General features: G+C 70.1%; 17 protein-coding genes. 8 read left to right on the forward strand and 9 right to left on the reverse strand.

Annotation, left to right across the window (positions count from 1 at the left end; all coding sequences use genetic code 11):
* From ACFWQC_RS07940 to ACFWQC_RS07950, 3 genes are read right to left on the reverse strand one after another with little or no spacing between them, the layout of a single operon-like run.
* Positions 1-1,344, reverse strand: coding sequence for an ABC transporter substrate-binding protein (locus tag ACFWQC_RS07940; protein WP_378675511.1), 1,344 nt, complete (start codon positions 1,342-1,344; stop codon positions 1-3).
* A 15-nt stretch (positions 1,345-1,359) separates the two neighbouring features.
* Entirely contained in the window at positions 1,360-2,220 is an 861-nt protein-coding gene (locus ACFWQC_RS07945; protein ID WP_378675514.1) for a carbohydrate ABC transporter permease, read from the reverse strand.
* A gap of 8 nt (positions 2,221-2,228) precedes the next feature.
* On the reverse strand, positions 2,229-3,164 hold the full coding sequence (locus tag ACFWQC_RS07950; protein ID WP_378675517.1) for a carbohydrate ABC transporter permease: 936 nt from the start codon (positions 3,162-3,164) through the stop codon (positions 2,229-2,231).
* Positions 3,165-3,274: 110 nt separating this feature from the next.
* Between ACFWQC_RS07950 and ACFWQC_RS07955 the strand changes: the two genes are divergently transcribed.
* From ACFWQC_RS07955 to ACFWQC_RS07970, 4 genes are all read left to right on the forward strand, one after another.
* Positions 3,275-4,315 carry a LacI family DNA-binding transcriptional regulator gene (locus ACFWQC_RS07955; protein WP_378675520.1) on the forward strand — a complete coding sequence of 347 codons (1,041 nt, stop codon included), beginning with the start codon at positions 3,275-3,277 and terminating at the stop codon, positions 4,313-4,315.
* Complete coding sequence (locus tag ACFWQC_RS07960) at positions 4,312-6,372, forward strand: beta-galactosidase (protein ID WP_378675523.1); 2,061 nt, start codon at positions 4,312-4,314, stop codon at positions 6,370-6,372. The genes ACFWQC_RS07955 and ACFWQC_RS07960 overlap by 4 nt, the downstream gene beginning before the upstream one ends.
* The gene (locus ACFWQC_RS07965; protein WP_378675525.1) at positions 6,369-8,540 is read left to right on the forward strand and encodes an alpha-galactosidase; all 2,172 of its coding nucleotides are present in this window, start codon (positions 6,369-6,371) and stop codon (positions 8,538-8,540) included. The genes ACFWQC_RS07960 and ACFWQC_RS07965 overlap by 4 nt, the downstream gene beginning before the upstream one ends.
* A 148-nt stretch (positions 8,541-8,688) precedes the next feature.
* Positions 8,689-9,507 (forward strand): substrate-binding periplasmic protein, encoded by an 819-nt coding sequence (locus ACFWQC_RS07970; RefSeq protein WP_378675528.1) that lies wholly within the window; start codon positions 8,689-8,691, stop codon positions 9,505-9,507.
* Between the two features lie 98 nt (positions 9,508-9,605).
* On the opposite strand, the gene ACFWQC_RS07975 is transcribed toward ACFWQC_RS07970, so the two are convergent.
* On the reverse strand, positions 9,606-11,846 hold the full coding sequence (locus ACFWQC_RS07975) for a LuxR C-terminal-related transcriptional regulator (RefSeq protein ID WP_378675530.1): 2,241 nt from the start codon (positions 11,844-11,846) through the stop codon (positions 9,606-9,608).
* Between the two features lie 227 nt (positions 11,847-12,073).
* Here ACFWQC_RS07975 and ACFWQC_RS07980 point away from each other — a divergent pair, with 227 nt between their 5' ends.
* From ACFWQC_RS07980 to ACFWQC_RS07990, 3 genes are all read left to right on the forward strand, one after another.
* Positions 12,074-12,511: a hypothetical protein gene (locus ACFWQC_RS07980; RefSeq protein WP_378675533.1), complete on the forward strand. Its 438-nt coding sequence runs from the start codon at positions 12,074-12,076 to the stop codon at positions 12,509-12,511.
* 113 nt (positions 12,512-12,624) lie between these two features.
* The gene (locus ACFWQC_RS07985; RefSeq protein WP_378675535.1) at positions 12,625-12,954 is read left to right on the forward strand and encodes a carboxymuconolactone decarboxylase family protein; all 330 of its coding nucleotides are present in this window, start codon (positions 12,625-12,627) and stop codon (positions 12,952-12,954) included.
* A 109-nt stretch (positions 12,955-13,063) separates the two neighbouring features.
* Positions 13,064-14,254: a hypothetical protein gene (locus ACFWQC_RS07990; RefSeq protein ID WP_378675538.1), complete on the forward strand. Its 1,191-nt coding sequence runs from the start codon at positions 13,064-13,066 to the stop codon at positions 14,252-14,254.
* Between the two features lie 22 nt (positions 14,255-14,276).
* On the opposite strand, the gene ACFWQC_RS07995 is transcribed toward ACFWQC_RS07990, so the two are convergent.
* Positions 14,277-19,793 (reverse strand): carboxyl transferase domain-containing protein, encoded by a 5,517-nt coding sequence (locus ACFWQC_RS07995; protein WP_378675541.1) that lies wholly within the window; start codon positions 19,791-19,793, stop codon positions 14,277-14,279.
* 109 nt (positions 19,794-19,902) lie between these two features.
* On the reverse strand, positions 19,903-20,361 hold the full coding sequence (locus tag ACFWQC_RS08000; RefSeq protein ID WP_378675543.1) for an agglutinin cell wall attachment protein: 459 nt from the start codon (positions 20,359-20,361) through the stop codon (positions 19,903-19,905).
* A gap of 134 nt (positions 20,362-20,495) precedes the next feature.
* Here ACFWQC_RS08000 and ACFWQC_RS08005 point away from each other — a divergent pair, with 134 nt between their 5' ends.
* The gene (locus ACFWQC_RS08005) at positions 20,496-21,665 is read left to right on the forward strand and encodes an MFS transporter (RefSeq protein WP_378675546.1); all 1,170 of its coding nucleotides are present in this window, start codon (positions 20,496-20,498) and stop codon (positions 21,663-21,665) included.
* On the opposite strand, the gene ACFWQC_RS08010 is transcribed toward ACFWQC_RS08005, so the two are convergent.
* From ACFWQC_RS08010 to ACFWQC_RS08020, 3 genes are read right to left on the reverse strand one after another with little or no spacing between them, the layout of a single operon-like run.
* Complete coding sequence (locus ACFWQC_RS08010; RefSeq protein WP_378675548.1) at positions 21,552-22,439, reverse strand: helix-turn-helix domain-containing protein; 888 nt, start codon at positions 22,437-22,439, stop codon at positions 21,552-21,554. The genes ACFWQC_RS08005 and ACFWQC_RS08010 overlap by 114 nt on opposite strands.
* 55 nt (positions 22,440-22,494) lie before the next feature.
* On the reverse strand, positions 22,495-23,421 hold the full coding sequence (locus tag ACFWQC_RS08015; protein ID WP_378675551.1) for a TAXI family TRAP transporter solute-binding subunit: 927 nt from the start codon (positions 23,419-23,421) through the stop codon (positions 22,495-22,497).
* A 35-nt stretch (positions 23,422-23,456) separates the two neighbouring features.
* The gene (locus ACFWQC_RS08020) at positions 23,457-24,812 is read right to left on the reverse strand and encodes a sensor histidine kinase (protein WP_378675553.1); all 1,356 of its coding nucleotides are present in this window, start codon (positions 24,810-24,812) and stop codon (positions 23,457-23,459) included.
* Position 24,813 lies beyond the last annotated feature (1 nt).

Consider the following 24,813-nt stretch of genomic DNA (forward strand, 5'->3'; position numbering starts at 1 on the left):
TCAGTTGACGCTGAAGCCCTGCTCGTTGCCGTACTTCACGAGCGCTTCCTGCCAGGCTCCCAGCCCTTCGTCGAGGGCGGTGTGGGTCTGGTAGGACTTGCCGACGGTGTCGCCGTAGATCGTGTCGGCGTAGAGCTGGTAGGGCAGGTACTGCCAGCCCTCGACCACCTGGGTGGCTGCTTCGGTGAGCACCTGGTTGACCTGCTGGCCACCGAAGTAGTCGAGCTTCTTGTCGACGAACGCCGGGTCCTGCAGGTCCGCGACCGTGGCCGGGAAGCCGCCGCTCTCCAGGAACGGCTCGACGCCCTCCTCGTGGTTGAGCCAGCGTACGAACGCCGCCGCCAGCGCGGGGTTCTTGCTCTGCTCCAGCACCGACTGGGTGCTGCCGCCGTTCTCGGCGGTCACCGGCTGGCCGTCGTACGTCGGCATCGGTGCGGCCCGCCACTTGCCCGCGCCATCGGGCACGGACTGCTCGAACACGCCTGGTGCCCAGGCACCGAGACCGATGGACGCGATGGTCCCGTCTCCCAGCGCCTTGTACCACTCCTCGGTCCAGCCGGGGATGGTGCAGACCAGCTCGTCCTCGATGAGCTGGTTCCACACGCCCGTCCACTTCTGCGTGCCCTCGTCCTGCAGGTCGATCGTGACGCTCTCGCCGTCGGACTCGAACGGCGTGCCACCGGCCTGCCAGATCATGCTGGTGGTGAACCCGGCGTCACCGCTGTCGTTGGTGATGCACTGCGACGGGTTCTCCTTCTTGATGGTCCGGGCGGCCTCGACGTACTCGTCCCAGGTGGTCGGCACCTCGAGCTTGTGCTCGTCGAAGACCTGCTGGTTGTAGAAGAGCGCCATCGGGCCGGAGTCCTGCGGCAGCCCGTAGAGGCCCTCGCCGGCCTGCACCGAGGCCCAGGTCGACGGCGTGTAGTCCGACTCGAATTCGTCGAAGCCGTACTGACCCAGTTCGACCAGGTCGCCGGGCAGCGCGAACTGCGGCAGCGCCTTGTACTCGACCTGCGCCACGTCGGGGCCGCCGGAGCCGGCCTTGATCGCATTCTGCAGCTTCGTGTAGTGGTCGTTGCCGGTGCCGGCGTTCACGAGCTTCACGTCGACATTCGGGTACTGGTCCTCGAACGCCGCCACCTGAGCCTCGGCGGACGGGGTCCACGTCCAGTAGGTGATGGTGCCCCCGTCCTCGAGAGCAGCGTCGAGGTCTGCGGCCGTACCTCCGCCTCCGCCGCCTCCGCCTCCGTCGTCCGAGCCGCAGCCGGCGAGCACGGAGGCGGCGGTGAGGGCTGCCGCGACAAGGGCGATCCGGCGGGATCTGCGCCCATTGATGATCAACATGGCGTTCCTTTCATTTCACTGTTTGACGCTTCCCGCGCTCAGGCCGGACTGCCAGAACCGCTGGAGGAGGATGAAGGCGATGACGAGCGGGACGATGGTCAGCAGGGATCCGGTGACCACCAGGTTGTAGACGGGCTGCGCGTTCGCGCCCGTCGCCTGGGCGCTCCACTGGGTGAGGCCCACGGTGAGCGGGTAGAGCTTCGGCTCGCTCAGCATGATCAGTGGCAGGAAGTAGTTGTTCCACGTCGAGACCACGGCGAAGAGCAGCACCGTGACGATGCCGGGAGCGAGCAGGCGCAGGGTGACCGTGAAGAAGATCCGGATCTCGCCGGCACCGTCGATGCGCGCCGCCTCGAGCAGCTCGTCCGGCACGGCGTCCGCGGCGTAGACCCACATCAGGTACAGGCCGAACGGGCTGATCAGCGAGGGGATGATGATCGCCCAGACCGTGTTGGTGAGCCCCATGTTCGAGAACATCAGGAACGTCGGGACGGCCAGCGCGGTGCCGGGCACGGCCACCGCGCCGATGATGACGGCGAAGACCGTCCGGCGTCCGGGGAAGCGATATTTGGCCAGGCCGTAGCCCGCCGCGGTGGCCAGCAGGGTCGCGCCGCCGGCACCCACCACGACGTAGAGAAGGGTGTTCGCCAGCCAGCGCAGGAAGATGCCGTCGCGGTAGGTCAGCGTGTCGCGGATGTTGCTGAAGAGCGCGAACTCGTCGCCGACCCACAGCCCGGGGCTCGAGAACAGATCCTCCTGTGTCTTGGTGGCGCTCAGGATCAGCCACGCCAGCGGCACCAGCGTGTAGACGAGGAACAGCGCCATCAGCGCGGTCACCAGCGGCGACCGTCGCGGCGCCAGCGGCGACGTGCTCACCCGGCCCGTCACTTCATCGCCTCTCGTGCGCCGCGGAGCTGGACGGCGTACGCGATCACCGCGGTCAGCAGGCCCATCACGATCGCGACCGTCGCCGAGTAGTTGTACTGCTGTCCGCCGAAGGACAGGTTGTAGGCATAGAGGTTCGGTGTGTAGTAGGTCGTGATGATGTTGGGTTCCAGCGTGCGCAGGATGTTCGGCTCGTTGAAGAGTTGGAAGGTCCCGATGATGGAGAAGATCGTGGCGATCAGGATGGCCCCGCGCAGGGCCGGGATCTTGATCGAGAGCACGGTCCGCAGCGCCCCGGCGCCGTCGAGCGCGGCGGCCTCGTAGATCTCGCCGGGCACGGTGCGCAGCGCGGAGTAGAAGATCAGCATGTTGTAGCCCACGAACTCCCAGGTCACGATGTTGGCGATCGAGGCGAGCATCCAGTTGCTGCTGAGGGGCACGATCGAGGTGCCGAACAGGTTGTTGAGGTCGGCGGCCAGCCCGAAGTTGGTGCCGTACATGAACCCCCACATCAGGACGGCGACGACGCCGGGGACGGCGTAGGGCAGGAAGATCACGAGCCGGAAGAAGCTCGTGCCGTAGAGCCGGGCGCTGTCGATGGCCAGCGCGGCCACCAGGGCGAGGCCGAGCATGATCGGCACCTGTACGACGAAGAACAGCAGGACCCGCAACGAGCCGTCCCAGAACTTGTCGTCGGTGAACACGTCGACGTAGTTGTCCAGGCCGACGAACTCCGTGGTGCCGAAGAACGCCTGTGCACGGAAGAGGCTGAGGTAGGCGGCGTAGCCGATCGGCGCCAGGAAGGTCAGCGCGAAGACCGTCAGGAACGGGCCGACGAAGATCCACCCCTTCGTGTCGGTGCGCGACCACCGGCGACCGGGCACGGGCGGTCGCCCAGCACCGAGGGTCTCCCGGCTTCTCTGCAACTGGGTCACGGTCCCGCCTCCCTTCACCGCCTTTCCGTGGCGGCCTGTTAACGTCAACAGGTACAGTGACGTACGACACATGTTGACGTCAACAGGTTGGCGGAAGGATTATTCGGTCCATGGCGACAGAGAGCACGGCCCGCGGACCAGCGACACGGCGGGGGGCCTCACAGGCCGACGTTGCCCGGATCGCTGGAGTCTCGGGGCAGACGGTCTCGCGGGTCGCGAACGGCGCCCGCTACGTCGACGCGGCCACCCGGGAGCGGGTCCTGTCCGCGATGCGCGAGGTCGGCTACCGGCCCAACCGGGCGGCCCGTGCGCTGCGCAGCGGACGGTTCCAGAGCATCGGCGTGATCGCGTTCGAGCTCTCCAGCGTCGGCACCACCCACACCCTCGACGCGATCGCGGCCGCCGCCACCCAGACCGGGTACGCCATCAACCTGCTGCCGGTGCTCGACGCCACCCAGGACGCCGTTCGAGCGGCGTTCGACCAGCTCGGCGAGCAGGCGGTGGACGGCATCATCATCCTGGTCGAGACGCACCGGCTCGACGGCGTCGCGGTGCCGGAGGGACTGCCGGTGGTCGTGGTCGACTCCAGCGCGGAGTACGACTACCCGATCGTCGACAACGACCAGGCCCTCGGAGCACGGTTGGCCACCGAGCACCTGCTCGACCTCGGTCACGAGACCGTCTGGCACGTCGCCGGGCCCGAGCTGTCCTACTCCGCGCGGCGCCGCTGGACGTCGTGGCAGCAGACGCTCGAGGCACACGGCCGACCTGTGCCGCCGGTGCTGCCGGGCGACTGGTCGACCGGAGCCGGCTACGAGGCCGGCCTCCAGTTGGCCGACAACGAGGAGGTGACCGCGGTGTTCACCGCGAACGACCAGATGGCCCTGGGACTCCTGAGAGCCCTGCACGAGCGCGGTCGCCGCGTCCCCGACGACGTCAGCGTCGTCGGCTTCGACGACATGGAGGAGGCGGCGTACTTCTGGCCGCCACTGACCACCGTTCACCAGTCGTTCGACGAGGTCGGCCGGGGCGCAGTCGATGCGCTGATCCGGGAGATCCAGTCCGGCGAGCACGAGCACCAGGAGGCCCTGGTGCGGCCCCGGCTGGTGGTCCGGGCCAGCACCGCCCCGCCCCGCGGGACGACCGCATGAGCCGGCGACCGCACCGCTGGGTGCGATGGCCCGAGTCGCTCGCGACCGAGAACGCTCGCGGACCGCTCGGCTTCGGGGCCGACTACAACCCCGACCAGTGGGCACGGGAGGTGTGGGACGAGGACGTCCGGCTGATGCGTCAGGCCGGGGTGAACATCGTCTCCCTCGGGATCTTCTCCTGGGCCCGCCTGCAGCCGGCCGCGGACACCTGGGACTTCGCGTGGCTCGATGAGGTGATGGATCTCCTGCACGCCCACGGCATCGCCGTCGACCTCGCCACCGCGACCGCCTCGCCGCCGCCCTGGTTGAGCGCCGGGCACCCGGAGATCCTTCCTGTGACGCGCACCGGCGAGACCATGTGGCCGGGCGCCCGGCAGCACTGGCGGCCGACGTCACCGGTGTTCCGACAGCACGCCCTGGCTGTCGTCGAGGCGATGGCGAGCCGGTACGCCCATCACCCGGCGCTCGCCGCCTGGCACGTCTCCAACGAGCTCGGATGCCACAACCTCTACGACTACTCCGACGACGCCGCGGCGGCGTTCCGGACCTGGCTGTCGCAGAGGTACGGCGACCTCGACGGGCTCAACCACGCCTGGGGCACCGCGTTCTGGTCGCAGCGCTACAGCGACTGGCGCGAGGTGCTGCCGCCACGGCTGACGCCCACCATTCCCAACCCGACACACCAGCTCGACTTCAAGAGATTCTCCTCCGACGCCCTCAAGGACTACCTGCGCGCCGAGCGGGAGATCCTCGACCGGCTGACCCCCGACGTACCGGTGACCACGAACTTCATGGTGATGGATCACTTCGACGGTATCGATTACGCCGACTGGGCGGCCGAGGTCGACTTCGTCTCCAACGACCACTACACGCTCGTCGACGACGGCGCCCGCGACGAGCTGTCGTTCTCGGCCAACCTGACCGGCGGCATCGCCGGCGGTGAGCCGTGGTTCCTGATGGAGCACTCGACCAGCGCGGTCAACTGGCGAGCGATCAACCCGCCCAAGGCGGACGGCGCGCTGGTGCGCGACTCGCTCACCCACGTGGCGCACGGTGCGGACGCCGTCTGCTTCTTCCAGTGGCGGCAGTCCGTGTCCGGCGCGGAGAAGTACCACTCGGCGATGGTGCCCCATGCCGGCGAGGACAGCGAGGTCTATCGGACGGTGGTCCGACTGGGCGGACACCTCGAGCGGCTCGCCTCCGTCGTCGGGTCGCGGCGCCAGCAGGCCCGGGCGGCGATCCTCTTCGACATCGAGTCGTCGTGGACCCTCGACCTGGAGGCCAACCCGAGCTCCTCGGTGAGCCATCGGGCGGAGGCGCTCGACTGGTACGTCGCTTTCCTCGCGCTCGGTGTCCGGGCTGACGTCCTGCCCGTCGGCGCGCCGCTCGACGGGTACGACGTGGTGGTGGCGCCGGTGCTGCACGTGATGCCGGCCGCGACCGCCGACCTGTTGGGGAAGTTCGTCGACCTCGGTGGCCACCTGGTGACGACCTACTTCTCCGGCGTCGTGGACGAGAACAACCATGTGTGGCCGGGTGGCTACCCGGGTGCGCTGCGCGACCTGCTCGGCATCCGCATCGAGGAGTTCGGGCCGCTCCTGGACGGGTGCGAGGTCGTTCTCGACGACGGCAGTACCGGGACGCGGTGGACCGACCGGATCACCGCGACGACTCCCGAAACGCAAGTCCTCGCGTCGTACAAGACCGGTCTGCAGGCGGGCCGCCCGGCAGTGACCCGACGGGCCCTGGCTCGCGGCTCGGCCACCTACGTCTCCACCCGGTTGGGTGCAGATGGTCTCGAGCCGCTGCTGGCCCGACTGCTCGAGGCCGCCGGGGTGGACAGCGAGCTGCCCGCGGGGCTTCGCGGCCGGGTGGAGCTCGCCATCCGCACAGACGGCGAGAGGGAGTACTGGTTCCTGGTCAACCGGACCGACGACGTGGTCGACCTCGGCGTGCCGGGCGACCTCGGCGAGCCGGTGTTCTCCTCGGGTGCCGATCGTGGCGTCGCCGAGCTGGCGGGCTCCGGGGTGGCCGTGTTCACCCGCACCGCCCGATGACCAGCGAGACCCGCCCCGCCCGCGGCGCGCACCTCCGGCGCGGCGACACCAGCCTGGTCGTCCGACTGGACTCCACCGAGCTCCCGTGCATCCTCCACTGGGGACCGGATCTCGGCGAGACCGCGGCCGAGCACCTTCCCGACCTTCTCCGCTCGCTGGAGATGCCGAGCCTCGACGGGGCGATCTATCAGCACTCGTGGGCATCCGTGCTGCCGCAGCAGACCAGTGGCTGGGTGGGTCGTCCGGGTCTGCTGGGCAGCCGCGCCGGCCAGGCCTGGACGCTCACCTTCGACGTGGTGGACCACACGGTCACCGAGTCGACCGACTGCACCCGGCTCACCAGCGTCGCGCTGGACGGGCCGGCCGGTGTGGAGGTGACCACCGAGATCGAGCTGTTCGGGAACGGCCTGTTGCGCCTGCGTGCCTGCGTGCGGAACCTGGCGGCGTCGCCGTACGAGGTGACGCTGCTCGAGCCGGCTCTGCCGGTGCCTGCCGATGCCGACGAGCTCCTGGACATGGCAGGGCGGCACGCCCACGAGCGCACCCCGCAGCGCCACGCGTTCACCCAGGGACAGCACGTCCGCGAGGCGTGGGGCGGTCGTCCCGGCCACGACTCGGCCACCGTGCTGTGTGCGGGCCGGTCCGGATTCGGCTTCCGTGCGGGTCGGGTGTGGGGTGTTCACCTCGGCTGGAGCGGCAACCAGGTGCTCTGCGCCGAGAGCTCCTTCACCGGCTGGAAGCTGCTGCGCGGAGGTGAGCTGCTCATGCCCGGCGAGATGGTGCTGGGCCACGACGAGACCTATGCCTCGCCCTGGCTCTACGCCTCCTGGGGCGAGGGGCTCGATGCCTTCTCCGGCCGCTTCCACGAGCACCTGAGGGCGCGGGACGTGCACCCGCGGCGCGTGCGACCCGTACTCCTCAACACCTGGGAGGCGGTCTACTTCGACATGGGCATGCAGAAGCTCGTCGAGCTCGCCGAGCGTGCTGCCGAGCTGGGCGTCGAGCGCTACGTCCTCGATGACGGCTGGTTCAAGGGACGGCGCGACGCCACGAGCTCCCTGGGTGACTGGGTCGTGGACGAGGACGTGTTCCCCGAAGGGCTCACCGAGCTGGTGAAGACCGTGCACGGCCTGGGCATGGAGTTCGGGCTGTGGTTCGAGCCCGAGATGGTCAGCCTCGACTCCGACGTGGCCCGGGCGCATCCCGAGTGGATCCTCGGCACCCACGCCGGTCCCGGCATCAGTTCGCGCGACCAGCACGTCCTCGACCTCTCCAACCCGGCCGCCTGGGACCACGTGTTCGGCCAGATCTCGGCGCTGGTGGACCGCTACGACATCGCCTACATCAAGTGGGACCACAACCGTGCGCTGACCGGCGCGGGCCGCGGCCGGGACCAGAGGCCCGCGGTGCACCTGCAGACACTCGCGGCCTATCGCCTGATGGACGCGCTCCGTGCCCAGCATCCCGGGCTCGAGATCGAGGCCTGCTGCGGCGGCGGCGGGCGCCTCGACCTGGGAGTCCTCGAGCGGACCGACCGGGCCTGGGTCTCCGACTGCATCGATGCGCACGAAGGACACCGCCTGGTCCGGTGGACAGGGCTGACCCTCCCGCCCGAGCTGATGGGCACCCACGTGGGATCGAGCACCGACCACACCACCGGACGCCGGCACCCCCTGCGCTTCCGCGCCGGCACCGCCGTGTGGGGACACCTCGGCATCGAGTGGGACCTCACCACCATGGCGGACGAGGAGCGCGAGGAGCTCCGGGCCTGGATCGCGCTGCACAAGCGGTTCCGTGGCCTGCTCCACTCCGGCCGCGTCGTGCGGGCGGACACCTTGCACGACGGCCTCCAGCTGGACGGCGTGGTCGCCCCTGACGAGCGCGAGGCGCTGTTCCGTCTCTCGGCGCTCGACCACACCCTGGGCCAGCCGGCCGGCCGCATCCGGTTCCCCGGCCTGGCCCCGGAGACGGCGTATCGAGTGACGCCGGTGCCGCTTGCGGTGTCGCCCAAGGACCGCCCGCGACCCGCGTGGTACGACGGCGGCGCGGTGATGAGCGGCCGACTGCTCGAGGAGGTCGGCATGGTCGCGCCCCTGCTGGAGGCCGACGACCTGGTCATCGTGCACCTGGTCGCGGCCGGGGCAGCCCCGCTGCCGCGACGAGGCTGATCCCCCGGCCGCGACACCCGGGATTCGTCGCTCGTTCGCGCCTTGTTGGTCTGGCCGGGTTCCACATGACGTACGGGTCCTGTTGTCTGACTCACGCCTTGCCGCTCGGGCTCGCATGTCAGCCATCGCCAGCAAACAGGACCCCCACATGAACCAGATCAAGTTGGTCGTCGCCGGCGCAGTGGCCCTTCTGGGCGTGATCGCCTTCAGCGGACACTTCTCGGAACCCGCACCATCCGCCAGCGAAGGGGCGAGCGCCGCGGCCGGCAGCAGCAACACCCTTCGGATCGGTGTCGACAGCACCGAGCCCGTCTACTACGAGAGCGGCGGCGCGACCAAGGGCTTCGACTACGAGATGGCGCACAGCGTCGCCGTGGGCATGGGCGTCGAGCCTGAGTTCGTGGCGATGGAATTCAACGAGCTCTTCCCGGCCCTGCGAGCGGGCAAGATCGACATGATCGGAGCCCAGGTCACGAGCACCTCAGAGCTCGAGCGGGAGTTCGACTTCAGCGCGCCGTACTTCTCGACGTACGTTGCCTTCCTCACCCCCAAGGGGTCGACCATCCGGACGCGCGGTGACGTCAACGGGAAGAGGATCGCGGTCGTCGACGGCGCCGTCCAAGGGTCCTACCTCGAAGAGAAGTACCACGACGTCGAGATCGTCCGGGCCCCTGACGTGAGCGCTGCCATCGAGTTGATCAGGCGAGGCGAAGCGGACGCGTTGTTCCATGGAGCTCCGTACGCTCAGTCGATCATCAAGGGCGCACCCGTAGCCCTGGAAGAGCCGATCGTCTACCCGGTCAAGGACGCCCCGATCGGATTCGTGATCCGCTCCGGCGACCAGCGTAAGGAACAGATCGACGAGGTCCTGAAGGACATGGTCCTCGACGGTGAGTGGATGAGGATCAAGACCGCCTACTTCGACGCAGACCCGCTCTCCGACGTGTTCCGCGACAAGGGAGCCTGAACCCGGTCGACCTCGATGTCGACGACGTGGGTCTGGCCTCCGCCGGATGGCTAGTTGTGATGCCCAGCCAGGTTGTTCAATCTGGCTGGGCATCACAACTAGGAGCCGAGGAGCCCGATCGAGATGACCTGCCGGACCGCGTCGCTCCGCGACGTGACACCCAGCTTCCGGTAGATCGAGGCGACCTGCGAGCTGACGGTGTTGCGGGAGACGAACAGTCGCTCGCCGATCTCCCCGATCGTGAGGTGGGTCTGGAGGTAGGGCAGCAGGCGCAGCTCGGCCGGGCTCAGGGGCGGCCTGCCGGCGGTGACGTGTTCCGAGGTGCTGATCCTGGCGCGCAGCCTCGCGACCTGGTCGACCAGCACCCCGAGGTCCGGTCGGCGCTGCAGCACGTCGTCGATCTCACGCAGCAGGTGCCGGGCGGACGTCTGGTCGCCGCGTGCCCAGAACACCCTGGCCAGCTGGAGGCGACTACGCACGGCCAGGTGCGGCAGCACGTACGTGCAGGACGGACGCCCACGCATCGCCCGCGTCAGCTGCCGGTCCACCTCACCGAGATTCCCGTCGTGCAACCCGAGGCGGGCAGCGGCCGCGAATGCGAGGACGCTCATCGCGTAGTCGTACATCCGGTGCTTCTCGACGACGGCGAGGGCGAGGGCCACCCGCTCCGCCGCCTCGTCCCATCTCCCGTGTTCCATCGCCAACAGCGCGAGCTCGGCCTGAGCGTCGACGATGGTGTCGGTGTTGCCGAGCTCGGCTCCGGCGGTGGAGCTCTCGGCGAACAGGGCGGCGGCCCGCTCGACGTCCCCCATGAGCAGATGCGCCTCGGCAGCGCCGGACAGGGCAGTGTCGCGCCAGGGGCTCCACGGCGGTTCCTGTGCCATGGCGAGGTCTGCATCACGCATCATCGCCGCGGGCCCTGCCGGGCACATGGCGGCCCGCAACATGGCGCGCGCTGACTCGAACGATGCGGTGCCGTCCATCGGCACCCAGTCGTACTGCGCAGCCTCTGCCACGGCAGCCCAGCGCTGCGCCCCGATGGGGTCGCCACCCAGGACGTCCATCCAGGCGGCCAGTACGGCCAACGGAGGGTGTTCCTCGATGGCCGAGTCTCCGAGCGCGGACAGCCACCGCCCCACGGTCGACATCTGCCCGGCGCTGTAGGTCGGCAGCACCAGCTGCGTCGCTATCTGGACGCACCGATCACGCTCGGGCGTGTTCAGCAGGTGCTCGAGGGCCATGGCCGAAGACTCGTTGGCCTCGAACCAGTCGGCGGCCCGCAGGTGCAGCTTCGCGACGACCTCGGGTTCGACCCGACGCAGCTCTCCGAGCAGGAACTCTCGATACAGCGGGTGATAGCGGTACCACTCCCGCCGCCGGTCGAGCGGGAGCAGGAACGAGTTGGATCCCTCGAGCGCGAGAAGCCGATCCTGACCGTCGGTATCCCCCGAGAGCGCATCGCACAGCGAGCCACAGAGCCGGTCGAGCACAGCGGTACGCCGCAGGAACCGTTGCGTCGCCTCGTCCTGCTGGCTCAGCGACTCCCGGTAGAGGTAGTCGGCCACGTACCGGTCGTCGCCGGAGATGCTCGACACGTCCTGCTTCGTGTCCCGGGCGATCATCGCCGCCAGGTGCAGGCCGGCCGCCCAACCCTCCGTCCGCTCGGTCACCCTCAGCGCCTGGTCGCGCGTGAGCGGCACCTGTGCCGCGGTGAAGATCTGCTCGGCACCCGTCACATCCAGCGCCAGGTCGGGCCCCAGCACCTCGAGGACCGTGCCGGAGGCGCGCAGCCGAGCCAGATGCGGCTGCTCGACCCGGCTCGCCGACACCAGCTGGGAGCCGGCCGGGACACCGGAGATGACCACGCTCAGCACATCGTGGCAGGCCGAGGAGTGCAGCTCGTGCAGGTCATCCACCATCAGCACGAAAGGCTTCGGGCTTCGGCTGAGGGCGGCGGCCAGGTGGGGTGCGGCGCGCCCCAACGGCGAGACGCCCAGACCGCTCACGTCGGCGACCACGCCCTGCTGATCCGGCACGGCCCGCGCGTACGCCGAGGCGAGCAGCACGAGGAGGGCGCTGGAGTCGTCGTCCAGGCGGTCGAGCGACACCCAGCCGACCGGGCGGTCCTCGGCCTGTGCCCACTGCGCCAAGAGGGTGGACTTGCCGTAGCCGGCGGGCGCGGTGATTCCGACCGACTGCGCGCCGCTGCTCCGGGCCGCCTCGATCAGAGGGACCCTGCTCACCAGTCTGAGCGGCAGCTCGGGAACCGAAAGCTTGACGTCCAGCAGAACGTCGTCGAGCCCGGCAGCCGTTCGCGCGGCTTCGCCAGCGTCTTCCACCCTTCGCACGCTAGAGATCCGGGCAGCCCGACGTCTCATCCCTGACGGATGACTTGTGGGTGGCCCGGCGGAGTCTCAGCCACCTTCTCAGTCCTGACACCCTCACGTTTCACACAATGAGGATGATTCGCCAACGGGCCCTGGCGACCAGATTGAGATCGTCGGTTCACTTCACGACCCGACATCGAGTCCGTCGTGGTCGGCGGCAATCCAAGGAGCGTCCCGTCATGACCGAACAGACCCCATTGAACGAAGAGACCACCTGGCAGGCGCAGGAGCCTCCGCCCAGTGGCTGGGCGACCGGCTTCATCATGTTCGCCGGCGTGATGATGATCATGGCCGGAAGCTTCCAGGCCTTCTCCGGCCTGGTCGCCATCTTCGAGAACGAGTTCTATGTCACGACCCCCAACTACCTGCTCCAGCTCGACGCCACCAGCTGGGGCTGGATCCACCTGCTGCTGGGACTGCTCGTGGTGTTCGCGGGCTTCGCTGTGCTCAACGGCATGGTCTGGGGTCGCATCATCGGAGTCGTCCTGGCCGTACTGAGTGCCTTCGCCAACTTCGCGTTCATCCCGTACTCGCCGTTCTGGTCGATGCTGATCATCGCTGTCGACATCTTCGTCATCTGGGCGCTGACGGTGCACGGGCGCGACATCACCCGCTGACCTGGCCGGTTCGTCCACTTCGGGTGATGCCTCGGGCGGACCCGCCAGACAGCCTGGGGAGTGGCCTCGTTCGAGGCCAGTCCCACGACCACCGAAGGGTTGCCATGTCAGACATGACCGCATCCGACACCCCCGTCCTCGACCTGCTGGCCACCATGACGGCCGAGTCCGTGCAGGCATCGAGCCTCGACGTACAGTCCATCGCTCTCGTCCGACTCGCTGCCCTCGTCGCGAGCGATGCTCCGGCCGTCTCCTACGCGTTGAACCTCGCGATCGCCGACGAGGTCGGCCTCGACGCCGAGGCCGCCCGCGGTGTGCTCGCGGCGATCGCACCCATCGTCGGGACGTCGCGGGTCGCAGCGGCGACCAGCCGCATCGTCATGGCGATCGGAGTCGGCATCGAACAGGCATCCGCGCAGATGGCCGACGACGAACTGAGCTGACCCCACCATGTCGAGCGACTCGCCCATCACACGCGAACTCCGAGAACCCACCGACGACCCCGTCGTCACCACCGCAGACCGACCCTCACGAGGCCGCTCGATAGCGGCGGTGATCTGCCTGGTGCTGGCCGGGTTGTTGACCACGCCGGCCGCGGTGGCCTACTGGGGGCAGCGCACATTGAACGACGCCGAGCGGTACGTCGAGACCGTCGGCCCTCTCATCGAGTCCCCCGAGGTGCAGGACGTGATCGCGACCCGGGTCACCGGGGCGATCCAGCAGCAGGTCGACGTCGAGGCGATCCTCAACACCGCGTTCGCCGGCGTGATCGACGACAGACCGCGCCTGGAGCAGCTCGTGGCGCCACTCGCCGCGGCCATCAACGGTCTGGTGGAGCGCGAGGTCCGCGCGTTCATCGCCTCCGACGAGTTCGCCGACATCTGGGTCCTGGCCAACACCAGAGCCCAGCAGACCCTCCAGCGAATCCTGAACGGCGACGACTCCGGTGCCGTCTCGCTCCAGGGCGAAGAGGTCGTGCTCGACGTCGACGAGGTCATCGAACGGGTCAAGGAGCGACTCGTCGCCCGGGGTCTGACCATCGTCGAGAACCTGCCCATCCCCGAGACCGACCGTCAGATCGTGCTGATGGAGGCACCCCAGCTCAGGCAGGTACGCACGATCTACGCGTTCTCGAACCCGGTGGCCCAGTGGCTCCTTCCCGCGGTCGGGGTCCTGTTCCTGGCCGCCTTGGTGCTGGCCCGCCGCCGGCCACGGATGGCGGTGTGGATCGGGGCGGTCGTGGCCGTCAACGCGCTGCTGCTGGCGTGGGTGCTGTCCATCGGGCAGCAGATGTTCATCAACGCGCTCTCCGGCACCGATTTCGGGCCGGCGAGCAGGGTCTTCTTCGACACCCTGCTCTCCTACCTGGAACGCGGCCAGCAGGTGGTCCTGTGGCTCGGTCTGGTGATCGTGCTCGCCGGCTGGTTCGCCGGTTCCAACAGGTACGGCACCACGGCACGTACGACCATCGGCGGGGGTCTCGAGAGCGTCGGCGCTCGCCTGGGGGACAGCCCCGTCGGCGGGGCGGGCCGTTGGGTCGCCGCCAACGTGACCTGGCTGCGAGTCGCCGCGGTGGCGTTGGGCGGCGTGGTCCTGCTCTGGGGCAACAACGTCACGATGGACCGGCTCTGGTGGTCCCTTGCTCTGGTGCTCGGCCTGCTGGTCGTTCTCCAGGTTCTGGTCGGAGCAGGCCGACAGCCCAGGGAGCCAACCTCCTCCCTGGGCTCCAGCCCGGCGACCTAGAGCATGTGGTGACCTAGCTCGGTCATCCCTCGCCCAACGCCCGTTCGATGACCTCGACCACCTTGGGCCGCAGGTCGCTGGCCGCGATCACCTCGTCCACCGAGCCGACCTCGACGGCTCGGTGGATGTCGTGCACGTCGTCGAACTCGGCCGCGACCTCGGCGATCTTGTCCGCCCGCAGCTGGGCGCGGAGCTCGGCCAGCTCGACGACGAGCTCGCCGCGCTCCCCGTCCTCGGCGTGGTCGATGCGCTCCTCGAGCGCGGCCACCCGCGGGTCCGCCGCTGCTCGCTTGGAGACCTCCGCAGCGAACACGACGGCCGCCGCAGGAGCGCCACCGAGGACCGAGGCGTACGAACCCTCGATGGCGAGCACGGTCATCGACGGGTTCAGGTGCTTGGAGAACACCACGAACGCACCCCCGTGGTAGCGGGAGATGACGCAGAAGACGATCGGGCCCTGGAAGTTGACGACCGCGCGGCCGATCTCGGCGCCGTACTCGAGCTGCAGGTTGCGCATCGACTCCGGAGAGCCGTCGAAGCCGGACAGGTTGGCGAGCACCACCAGCGGCCGGTTGCCCGATGCCGCGTTGATCGCGCGCGCGACCTTCTTCGACGACCGCGGGAACAGGGTGCCCGCGGTGTAGGTGTCGGGCCCGTCGGTGGGAGGGAAGCCGGCACGCGGCACCGGCTTGGACTCGATGCCGACCAGGCTGACCGGGTAGCCGCCGATCCGGGTGTCGACGACGACGGCGGTGTCGGCATCGGCCATGCCGGCCCACCGCTCGAGCATCTCGTGGTCGGCGTCGGCCAGCGCCCGCATCACCGTGCGGATGTCGAAGGGTCGCTTGCGGTCGGGGTTGTGCTCGGCCGAGAAGATCTCGCCGACGCATGCGAAGTCACCCTCGTGCGGGTAGGACGACACGTCGCGGTCGATCGGGTCAGAAGTCGGCGCGCGGCGCGGCCCGGTCTCGCCGGGGACCACGTAGCTGTGCTCATAGTGCGCCATGAGCACCCGGAAGGCACCGGCCAGGTCGGGCACCCAGTACTGCGCCTGCCCGTTCGGGCCCATCACCCGGTCGTAGCCGCCGATGCCGTGGTTGTCCTCGGCGGACACCCCGCCGGAGAAGTCGAGCGACTGCTTACCGGTCAGCACCATCGCGCTGTCCGGGGTCATCACCAAGATGCCCTTGGTGTGCATCAGCATCGTCGCTTCGGCGTTCCAGTACGGCTGGGCGCCGACGTTGATCCCGGCGACGACGATGTTGATCTCGCCGCCGTCCTGGGTGAAGTGGACGATCCGGCGCAGAGCGGCGGCGACCCAGTCCATGTTCTCGGTGCCGCTCTCCATCGAGATCCGCGCACCGGCCGAGACCGCGAACCACTCGACCGGAATCTGCATCCGCTCGGCGAGGTCGATGGCCGCGATCACCCGGGCGCACTCGGGCTCCGAGAGCGCTCCGAGCGACTTGAGCGGGTCACCGCAGAGCACGACTCGGCTGATGCCGTCAGGGTAGAGAGTGCTCGGCGTGGTCACGACGGCGACGATGATGCCGGCACTGTTGAGCCCGGGAGCACGATCGACGGGTACGAGTACGCCGTCGGCGTCGAGGTCGTGCTCGACGACCGTGCCGCTGCCTGCCAGGGCGCGCTGAAGCTCGTAGGGGTAGACGAGACCGCGGCGGCGGGCGCGCAGCACCTTGGCGGCGTACTCGTCCATCGGGGCGAGCGGTTCGGTGGGCGGTTCGATGACGTCGGCCACGACGCCTGCGCCCGGCTTGGCGTGGAAGCGGATGGCCAGCGGGGTCGGGGCGTCACCGTCCCGCCCGGCCACGCGGCCCTGCGCGAGCACCTCCTCGATCCCGGCGCCCTCGCTGAGCGGGGTGATCTTGCTCTGCAGCGCGGTGATCTGGTCGAGATCCGCCTCGACGACCGGCCACACCGTCACCCACACGTGGTTGACGTCGAGCTTGGTGCCCTCGCGGCCCCGGGCGGAGCGTACGCGGCGGATCGCCTCGAGGCAGTTCTCCACGGCCCGCTCGACGTGCGGCAGCGCGATCACGCGGCCCTCGTCGTCGCGGACCACGGCGAGCTGTCGGGCCTGGGCCGCCGCGACGAGGCGGCGGTCGGCCGGGTTGGCCCGGGCGACGCACTCGTAGAGCAGGACGTCGTCGGGCGCGGCGAGCCTGGTGACGTCGAACTCGCTGAGCCGCCACAGGTTGAGCCTGCGACCGACCATCGGGTGCATGCCCCGGACCAGGCTGTCCTCGACCAGCTCGGCGGTCGGGGTGTGCGGGGCGCCGTCTGCGTGGTGGCGGTAGGTGAAGTAGTCGATGGGCTGTGGCGCGGCATGGCAGACCGCGATCGAGACACGGCGGGCGCGGCGAGCGAACTCGTGGCCGGCGAGCATCTTGGCGAGCTCGGACGAGGCGAGGTCCGGATCGGCGGGCGCGTCGGTCCAGCGCAGGTAGATCTCGACGACGTCGTCGTGGTCGGAGCTCAACGCCGAGGTGATGGCAGCACCGAGTGGGCCGTCGGGACGGGCGAGCTCCGTCACGTCGCCGATGGTGGACACGACTCGGGTCGCACCCTTCTCGTCAGTGGCGTACTCGGCGTGCGCGAGCGGGCGTCCGCCGTCGTCCATGCCGGTGACGGTCAGGTCGTGCAGGTGGTAGTCGCGGTAGTGGCGGCGGATCAGCACCTCCAACAGCGGCTCGCGCTCGGGAAGTCCCTCGACCAGCCGGTCCCTGAGGAAGCCGACCAGCGGCTCGGGCACAGCGGCCAGTGCATCGATGCGGGCGGCCCGGTCGGGGGCGTCCGGGTCGGTGAGGGCGGCGACCTCGGCCGGCACTCCCTCCAGCACCACGCGGCGCTCGTCGTCGACCAGCGGCTGGTCGAACCAGCCGAACCGGACCGAGCGGGCCAGGTCGCCGACCACGGCGAACCGGAGCTGCGTGGCACGCACCATCCGATCGAGCAGCGCGCGGACCTCAGCGGCGTCCTCCGACACCGGCGCCGGGTCGCCGAGCCAGCGCTGCAGCACCCCGATCGCGACGTCGACGTCGGAGGGATGCTGCTGGGCGAGGAAGATGCGGAACACCGCGCGCTCGAGCTCCGGCGTACGTTCGAGGTCGGAGACGCCATAGTGCGCGAGCACCCGCAGCAGCTTGTCGCGGAAGTGGTCCGGGAGCGCGCCCCGGTCGGGGTCGAGACTGCGCAGGTAGGTGTGGAAGTACTCCCGCGAGCTGTGCACGCGCAGCTCGGTGGACGGCTCGTCACCGGCCGGGCGGTTGCGGCTGAGCTCGGCGAAGTCGGTGAACAGGGCCAGCAGGTCCATCTCGGTGCGGAGGGTGTCCTCGGGTGCACCGGTGGAGCGAGAGGCCAGATGAGCGGCGAGCAACGCCGGACGCTGATCCTCCTCGACGTCGTAGCCGAGCAGCAGGCTGCTCAGGTCGTCCAGCGCACCGTTGCTGCGGCCGGACTCCGTGATGGGTGCGGGCAGATCGAGGTCGGCCAGGGTGGCAGTGGTCGCCTCGCCCTCGGCCTCGCCGGTCGGCTCGAGGCGCAGCAGCGGCGCCGCGGTCTCGACCTGGCTCCCGACCCGGACCAGGAGCTCCTTGACCCGGCCCGTGAACGGCGCGGTCAGCGCGGTCTCCATCTTCATCGACTCGAGCACCAGCACGGGGTGCCCGGCTGTCACCTCGTCGCCCACGGCGAGCGGGGTGGACACGACGAGCGCCGGCGCGGGGGCGCGGACCATGCCGCCCTCGTCTCGGCTGACCCGGTGCATCACGTCATCGACCTCGACCAGATGGACGGGGCCGTGGGTGGCGGTCACCAGGCGGTAGCGATGGCCGTCCACCGTGAGCCGGCCGTGCACCTCGTCGATCCGGTCGAGGGTGGCGGTGAGGGTGCGCCGCTCGCCGCCGGCCGTGATGGTGACCTGGTAGCGGGCGGGTCCGGACTGCCGCACGGTCAGGGCGTACGTCGCCCCACGCAGCTTGAGCTCGATGGTGCGGGCAGGGTCGTGCTGGATCTGCGGCCGACCGCCCTGGGCGGTCTGGAGCATGCGGGCGATCTCGCCGCGCTCGGCCTCGTCGTACCCCTCGATCGCGGCGGCGACGAGCGCGACGCCGGCGTGCCGGGCCGCCTGGAGCCGTCCCTCGCCGCGCACCCGGTCGATCCACCCGGTGTCGGCCCAGGCGGGGCTGCCGGTGGTGACCTCGGGCTGGTCGAGGAGGTCGAGGATGAAGCTCTTGTTGGTCGCGCCGCCGTCGATGATGACGGTGGTCTCCCCCATCGCCCGGCGCAGCCGCGCCAGCGCCTGCTCGCGGTCGGCTCCCCAGGCGATCACCTTGGCGATCATCGAGTCGAAGTCGGCCGGGATGGTGTCGCCCTCGGCCACGCCGGTGTCGACCCGGATGCCGGGGCCGGCCGGGACCTCGAGGCGGCTGATCCGGCCCGGAGCGGGCGCGAAGTCGCGGTCCGGGTCCTCGGCGTTGAGCCGGGCCTCGACCGCGTGGCCGCGCTCGAGCGGCCGGTCGCCGGCGAGCGGTACGCCGGAAGCGACCTGGATCTGCAGCGCGACCAGGTCGGTGCCGGTCACGGCCTCGGTGATGGGGTGCTCGACCTGGAGGCGAGTGTTGACCTCGAGGAAGGCGAACGTCTTCTCGCCCGGGTGGTAGAGGAACTCGACGGTGCCGGCTCCGGCGTATCCCACCGCCGTGGCGAGCCGCTCGGCGGACGCCTTGAGCTCGGCGGCCTGCTCCTCGGTCAGCAGCGGGGAGGACGACTCCTCGATGACCTTCTGGTTGCGCCGCTGCACGGAGCAGTCGCGTACGCCGATCGCCCAGGCGGTGCCCTGGCCATCGGCGATGACCTGGACCTCGACGTGGCGGGCATCGGTGACCAGCTTCTCGAGGAAGACGACGCCGCTGCCGAACGCCCGCTCCGCCTCGTCCCGGGTTCGCTGGTAGGCCTCGGCGAGCTCGGCACCGGAGGTGACCTTCCGGATGCCGCGACCGCCGCCACCGGCGGTGGCCTTGAGCATGAGCGGGTAGCCGATCTCCTCGGCGCTGGCCAGTGCAGACTCGAGGTCGTCGACGCCGCCTCGGCTCCAGGGGGCGACCGGGACGCCGACCTCCTCGGCGATCAGCTTCGAGCCGATCTTGTCGCCCAGCTTCCGCATGGCCTCGGCGCTGGGACCGATGAAGGTGACGCCCAGCCGGTCGCACAGCTCGGCGAAGGCGGGGTCCTCGGCGACGAAGCCCCAGCCGACCCAGGCGGCGTCGGCCCCGGAGGCGACCAGCGCCTGCTCGAGGACGGCGAGATCGAGGTAGGGGCGATCCGCGGCGGCGCCGAGCAAGTAGGCCTCGTCGGCCTCCCGTACGAACGCAGATCCGGCGTCGACGTCGGTGTGCAGCGCGATGGTGCGGATCGTCCCAACGGATGTATCCCGCGCGTTGAGGTCGCGGACGGCATGGATCAGACGCATCGCGGCTTCACCGCGGTTGACGATGGCAATTCGAGAGACCTGTGGCACGGTGCAGACTTTTTCATCAGACGCCGCTCTTGTGACCTCTTGACATCGACAGGCTTCTGGAGGATTCCTTGTGGGCCCTCACCTAGCGACATCGCCGAGAACCACGTACCTACAGCGTCCGGCGGGCGCCGTTGACCTTCTGGCGGAGCCAGTCGGGGACGCGGTCCTCGGCGCGTGGGAAGGTCTCGAGATCGAGCGCGTACAGGCCCGGATGGGCAGGCCAGCGCCAGACCGGCTCGTCGTCGTAGTTGAAGACGACATTCGTCGAGTTCTTCTCCTCGTCACCCTCGCTGCTCGCGATCGTCCAGCGCGCGGAGAACCAGGCCCCTTTGTCGGGTTCATACATCACCCGCCTGAGCTCGTCGGTCAGCGCGAGGATGGTTTCGGGCGGCCGGGCGTGGGCGAGGCTGCCGTCCGACCGGTGCACATCGACGCGCCCGGTGAAGAACATCGACAGGTTGCGGTGGTTGAAGACCAACGTGGACCAGTCGCCCTCTACCTCGTCAGCGAGGTGGAGGACGATCTCGTCGATGAGCTGTTCCTGTCTGACCACAGGAGGAACGGTCATGCCCATCAACCTACTACCGCTGTCGACACCATTTCGAAACTCCGTTTCATGGACGTGTCACACGGCGGTCATCCGATCAAGCACGGACGACGGACGATCAACGCGGGCGCTCGGATCGCGGCGACGATCGAAGGGTGACGACGACTTCGCCTGAAACGACCCCGTCCGCGACCACCTCCCAGGGCCGCGCGGCGCCGGTGGTCGCGCTCGCCGCCGGGATCGCCATCCTGGTCTCGAGCGAGTTCCTGCCCGCGGGTGTGCTGCCCACGATGGCGCGCGACCTCGGGATCAGCGAGGGGACGGCCGGGCTCGCGGTGGCGGCGACGGCCATCGCCGGGGCCGCGACCGCGCCGACCATCGCCATGATCCTTCCCCGGATGGACCGGCGTACGTTGCTCGTCGGCCTGCTGGTCGCCGCGGCCGTCGCCAACCTGGCGGTCGCGATCTCCCCCGGTTTCGTCGTCCTGCTCCTCGGCAGGCTCGTGCTGGGCGCGGCGATCGCCGGCTACTGGTCCTTCGCCTTCGCCGTCGGGACGTACGCCTCTCCGGGCCGCGACCACGTCATCTCGACCTCGATCGCGCTGGGCGTCACGGTGGCCACGATCGTCGGCCTGCCGCTGGGCTCGCTGCTCGCCGACGGCCCCGGCTGGCGCTGGGGATTCGCGGCCGCGGCGGTGCTGAGCCTGGTCTCCGCGGCGGCGCTGGCCCGGGCGCTGCCGCCGGTGCCGGCCCACCCGTCGGCCGGGCTGAGCATGATGCGTCAGGCGCTCCGCAACCCGCGGCTGGTCGCCGGGGTGGTCCTGGTGGTCGTGGTGGTGCTCGGCAACTTCGTGGCGTACCCGTTCATCCGGATCGCGATCTCGGCCACCTCGCCCGGCGACGGCATGTGGATGCTGGCGCTGTGGGGTCTCGGCGGGCTCTTCGGCAACCTCGCGGCCGGCCGGTTCGCTCACCGGCTGCGGGTCGTCGTCAGCGTCGCGCCGCTCCTCCTCGCGGGCGGGTTGGTGCTGACCTTCCTCGCCGAGAGCACGCCGGTCATGGCGCTGGCCATGATCGTCTGGGGCTTCGGGTTCAACCTGGTGCCGGTCGGCACGCAGCTGTGGGTCACCCGCGTCGAGCCAGAGCGCACCGAGTCGGCGCTGGCGCTGCAGGTCACCGCGTTCCAGATCGCGATCACCCTCGGGGCGGCGCTAGGAGGCGCGGTCCTCGATGAGTACGGCGTCGGGCGGGTGCTCCTCATCGGAGCGGTCGGTGCGCTGATCGCCGCGGCGGGCTTCGGCGCGGTCCGCGTCCCGCGTGGTTGAGGCGTCCCGCCACGCCTGCGGCCCGGTCCCGTGGACGGTGGTGAAGGCGCGACTGAACGCCGCACCCGACCCGTAGCCCACGGCGAACGCCACCTGCTCGACCGGACGGTCTCCACCGGCCAGCAGGTGGCGGGCCGCGCGCATCCGCACGTCCCGCAGCGCCTCGCTCGGGCTCTGCCCCAGGCCGCGCCGGAACCGCTCCCCCAGCGCCGACCTCGACAGGTGCACGGACTCCGCCATCGCCTCGACCGACCAGGCCCGTCCCGGATCCGCGATCACCGCGGACAGCACCTGCGCCACCGTCGGGTCCAGGACGGGCGCGGGACCATCGGTCCCGCGCCCGGTGTCCTCGAGCCAGGAGGCCGTCATCGCGGCGCCGAGCAGCGACGCGTAGCCCGACGCGAAGAGCGCCGTCGGCCGGCACGGCCCCGCCAGCGGGCAGCGCCGCACCAGCTCCGCCACCCCGCCGTGGCGCCCGACGAAGTCGCGCACGACCAGCGGGTTGGCGATCGGGTACGCCACCGCGACCGCCCGCAGATCAGCCCGCGTCACCGCGGCCCCGTCGTGGGTCGCCAGCCGGTGCCTGACCTGGCCCCCGACCAGAGCCGCGTCCCCCGCCCGGAGCAGGTGCGACTGCCCGGCCGCGGTCAGCACGACCGTGCCGTCGTCGACGAGCAACCAGGTGGCGGAGCGTACGTCCTCACCGGCGGAGCCGGCGGCCAGCTTCTCCTGGTAGGCGAGCGTCATCTCCCACGACGGACGGTCCTCGTTCACATCAGCCCCAGCGTGCGACCGCCCTCGGGCTATTCCCGAGGCCGTCGCCGCCATGTCAACCGTGCAGGTCGCGATACGCCGACAGGGCGCCGGGATGCAGGGGGATCCGCCCCGTCTGGATCATCGTGGCGGGCTCCAGGTATTGAAGCCCTCGGACGAAGTCCGGGATCAGCAGGTCCGCACGGCTGACCATGACGTCGACGATCTCCCGCGCCACTTCATGCGGTAGGTCGCGGCGTGCCAGCAGCAGGTTGGGAACGCCGATCGTCGTGCCACCGGAGGGAGGACCGTAGTCGACCGGTGGCACCTTCCGGGTCGAGTAGCGGTAGCCGGACTGTCGTGACATCGGGGCTGCGAGCGCGCCGAGATCGATCATCCGGAGCGGCCGCTGATCCCCCGCCTTGCTGATCGTGGGTGTCGGGATCCCGCCGGACCAGAACACGGCGTCGACGTCGTCCTCGAGCAGCCGGTCCAGACCGTCGGCGAGTCCCAGGTACCTCACCGTGAGATCACGGGTTCGCAGACCAGCTGCCCCCAGGAGCACGACAGCCGTCACGGCGGCGCCGGACCCGGCGGCTCCGAGCACGACGCGTCGCCCACGAAGATCGTCGACCTCGCGGACCGGACTGTCGTCGGTCACGAGGAGTTGCAGATAGTTCTCATAGATACGCGCCAACGCCACCGGACGCTCCGCTTCGGGCATGTCGGCGACGATCGGATCGAGGCCGTCCTCGAGGGCGAGCCCGAGCGCGGCCTCGCCGTCTCGGAGGAGACGTACGTTGTCGAGGCTCCCCTCCGTCGACAGGACCGTCGGCTCCAGCCCGGGACTCACGGCACGCAGCTGGTCGGCGAGCATGCCCGCGAAGACCGCATAGGTCCCGTACTCCGTGCCGGCAGCGATCGTGACGGGCGACGTCTCGGTGCGGCATCCCGCCAAGGACGCCACCGTCGGCGCGACGGCGGCGGCGGTGACCGTTCGCATCAACGTCCGCCTCGTCAGCTGTTCACCCAGCCAGGTCATGACGCCACCCGCAGCGAGAACTCGGCAATCGTCCCGACGGGTTCGGCCGGCCGTAGGCGTACGCGACCACCGTTGGCGCCGGCGAGCTCCTCGGCGATCGCCAGCCCGAGGCCGGATCCCGTCCGCTGGTCACCGGATCGCCAGAACCGCTCGGTGGCAAGGTGCCACTCGTCGTGCTCGAGCCCGGGACCGTCGTCACGGACCCAGCCGACGACTCCGTCGGCGGTCTCGGTCGCCGAGAGCTCGACATGGGCGCCCGGACCGGCATAGCGGATGGCGTTGTCGATGAGGACGTCGAGGATCTGGTCGAGCACCCCGGCCACCGCCACCTCTGGCAGGTCTCTCGTGACCTCCAAGGACTGCCCCGCCGCTTCCGCGGCCGGCCGCCAGGCCTCGACGCGCTCACGGATGACGGTGCCCACCACCTGGTTCGGGACCGTCACGCGTCCACCGGCACGGGCCACCCCGGCCTCCTGGGCCCGCGCCAGCGACATCAGCTGGTCGAGGAGCGTCTCCAGGCGCTCCAGCTCCTTGGTCAGACCCGCATAGGACCGCTCACCGGTGCTGTTCACATGTGACTCCAGCCCGTCGGCTCGCAGGCGCAGCGCCGCCAGCGGGTTGCGCAGCTGATGCGAGGCGTCGGCGACCAGCTGACGCTGCTGCTCCAGGGACGTGTCGACGGCCGCACCCATGCGGTTGAACTCTGCGACCAGACCGCGGAGCTCGGCCGGGCCGGTCGCGAGCACTTCCGCGCTGCGGTCCCCATGCGTGATCGTGCGCGCCGCTGCCTCGAGCGAGTGCACCGGACGCATGGTCCATCGCGACAGCCGCCTGGTCAGCGCCGCGGCCAGCAGCAGGAGCGCCAACGCCCCGACCGCGATGAGCCCCCAGTCCCGCCTGACCTGTGCGGCGGCAGCCGAGGTGTCGACCCGAGTCAGCGCGTACGACCTGACCTCGCCGTCCTCGCGGCCCGGAGCTCCGCGCAGCGGGTCCTCGGTGGTCCAGGGCAGGATCCGACGCATCGCGACGGGAGGCACGCCCACCAGTCCGATACGCACCGCTCCCCTGACCGAGGCGGCACCGGTGTCGAGGTCGCCGGCGAGCGAGAGCTCCTGGCCGTCGGCGTCGACGACGAGGACCGGCTCCTCGTAGACGTCGTGGTAGCGATCGACGAGCCCTGCGACCGGCTGGCCGGAGGCCGCCGCCTCCGCGATCACCGCCATCTGCCGGTCCCGCTCGGACGCGAGCCGGGCGGTACGCCGGTCAGCGAGCGTGGTCGCCAGCGGAAACGCCAGCGCCAGGAGCGTCCCGAGCAGGAGCAGGCCGACAACGAGCTGTACCCGACGCTCCATC

The sequence above is a fragment of the Nocardioides sp. NPDC058538 genome, assembly GCF_042719275.1.
Classification (GTDB): domain Bacteria; phylum Actinomycetota; class Actinomycetes; order Propionibacteriales; family Nocardioidaceae; genus Nocardioides.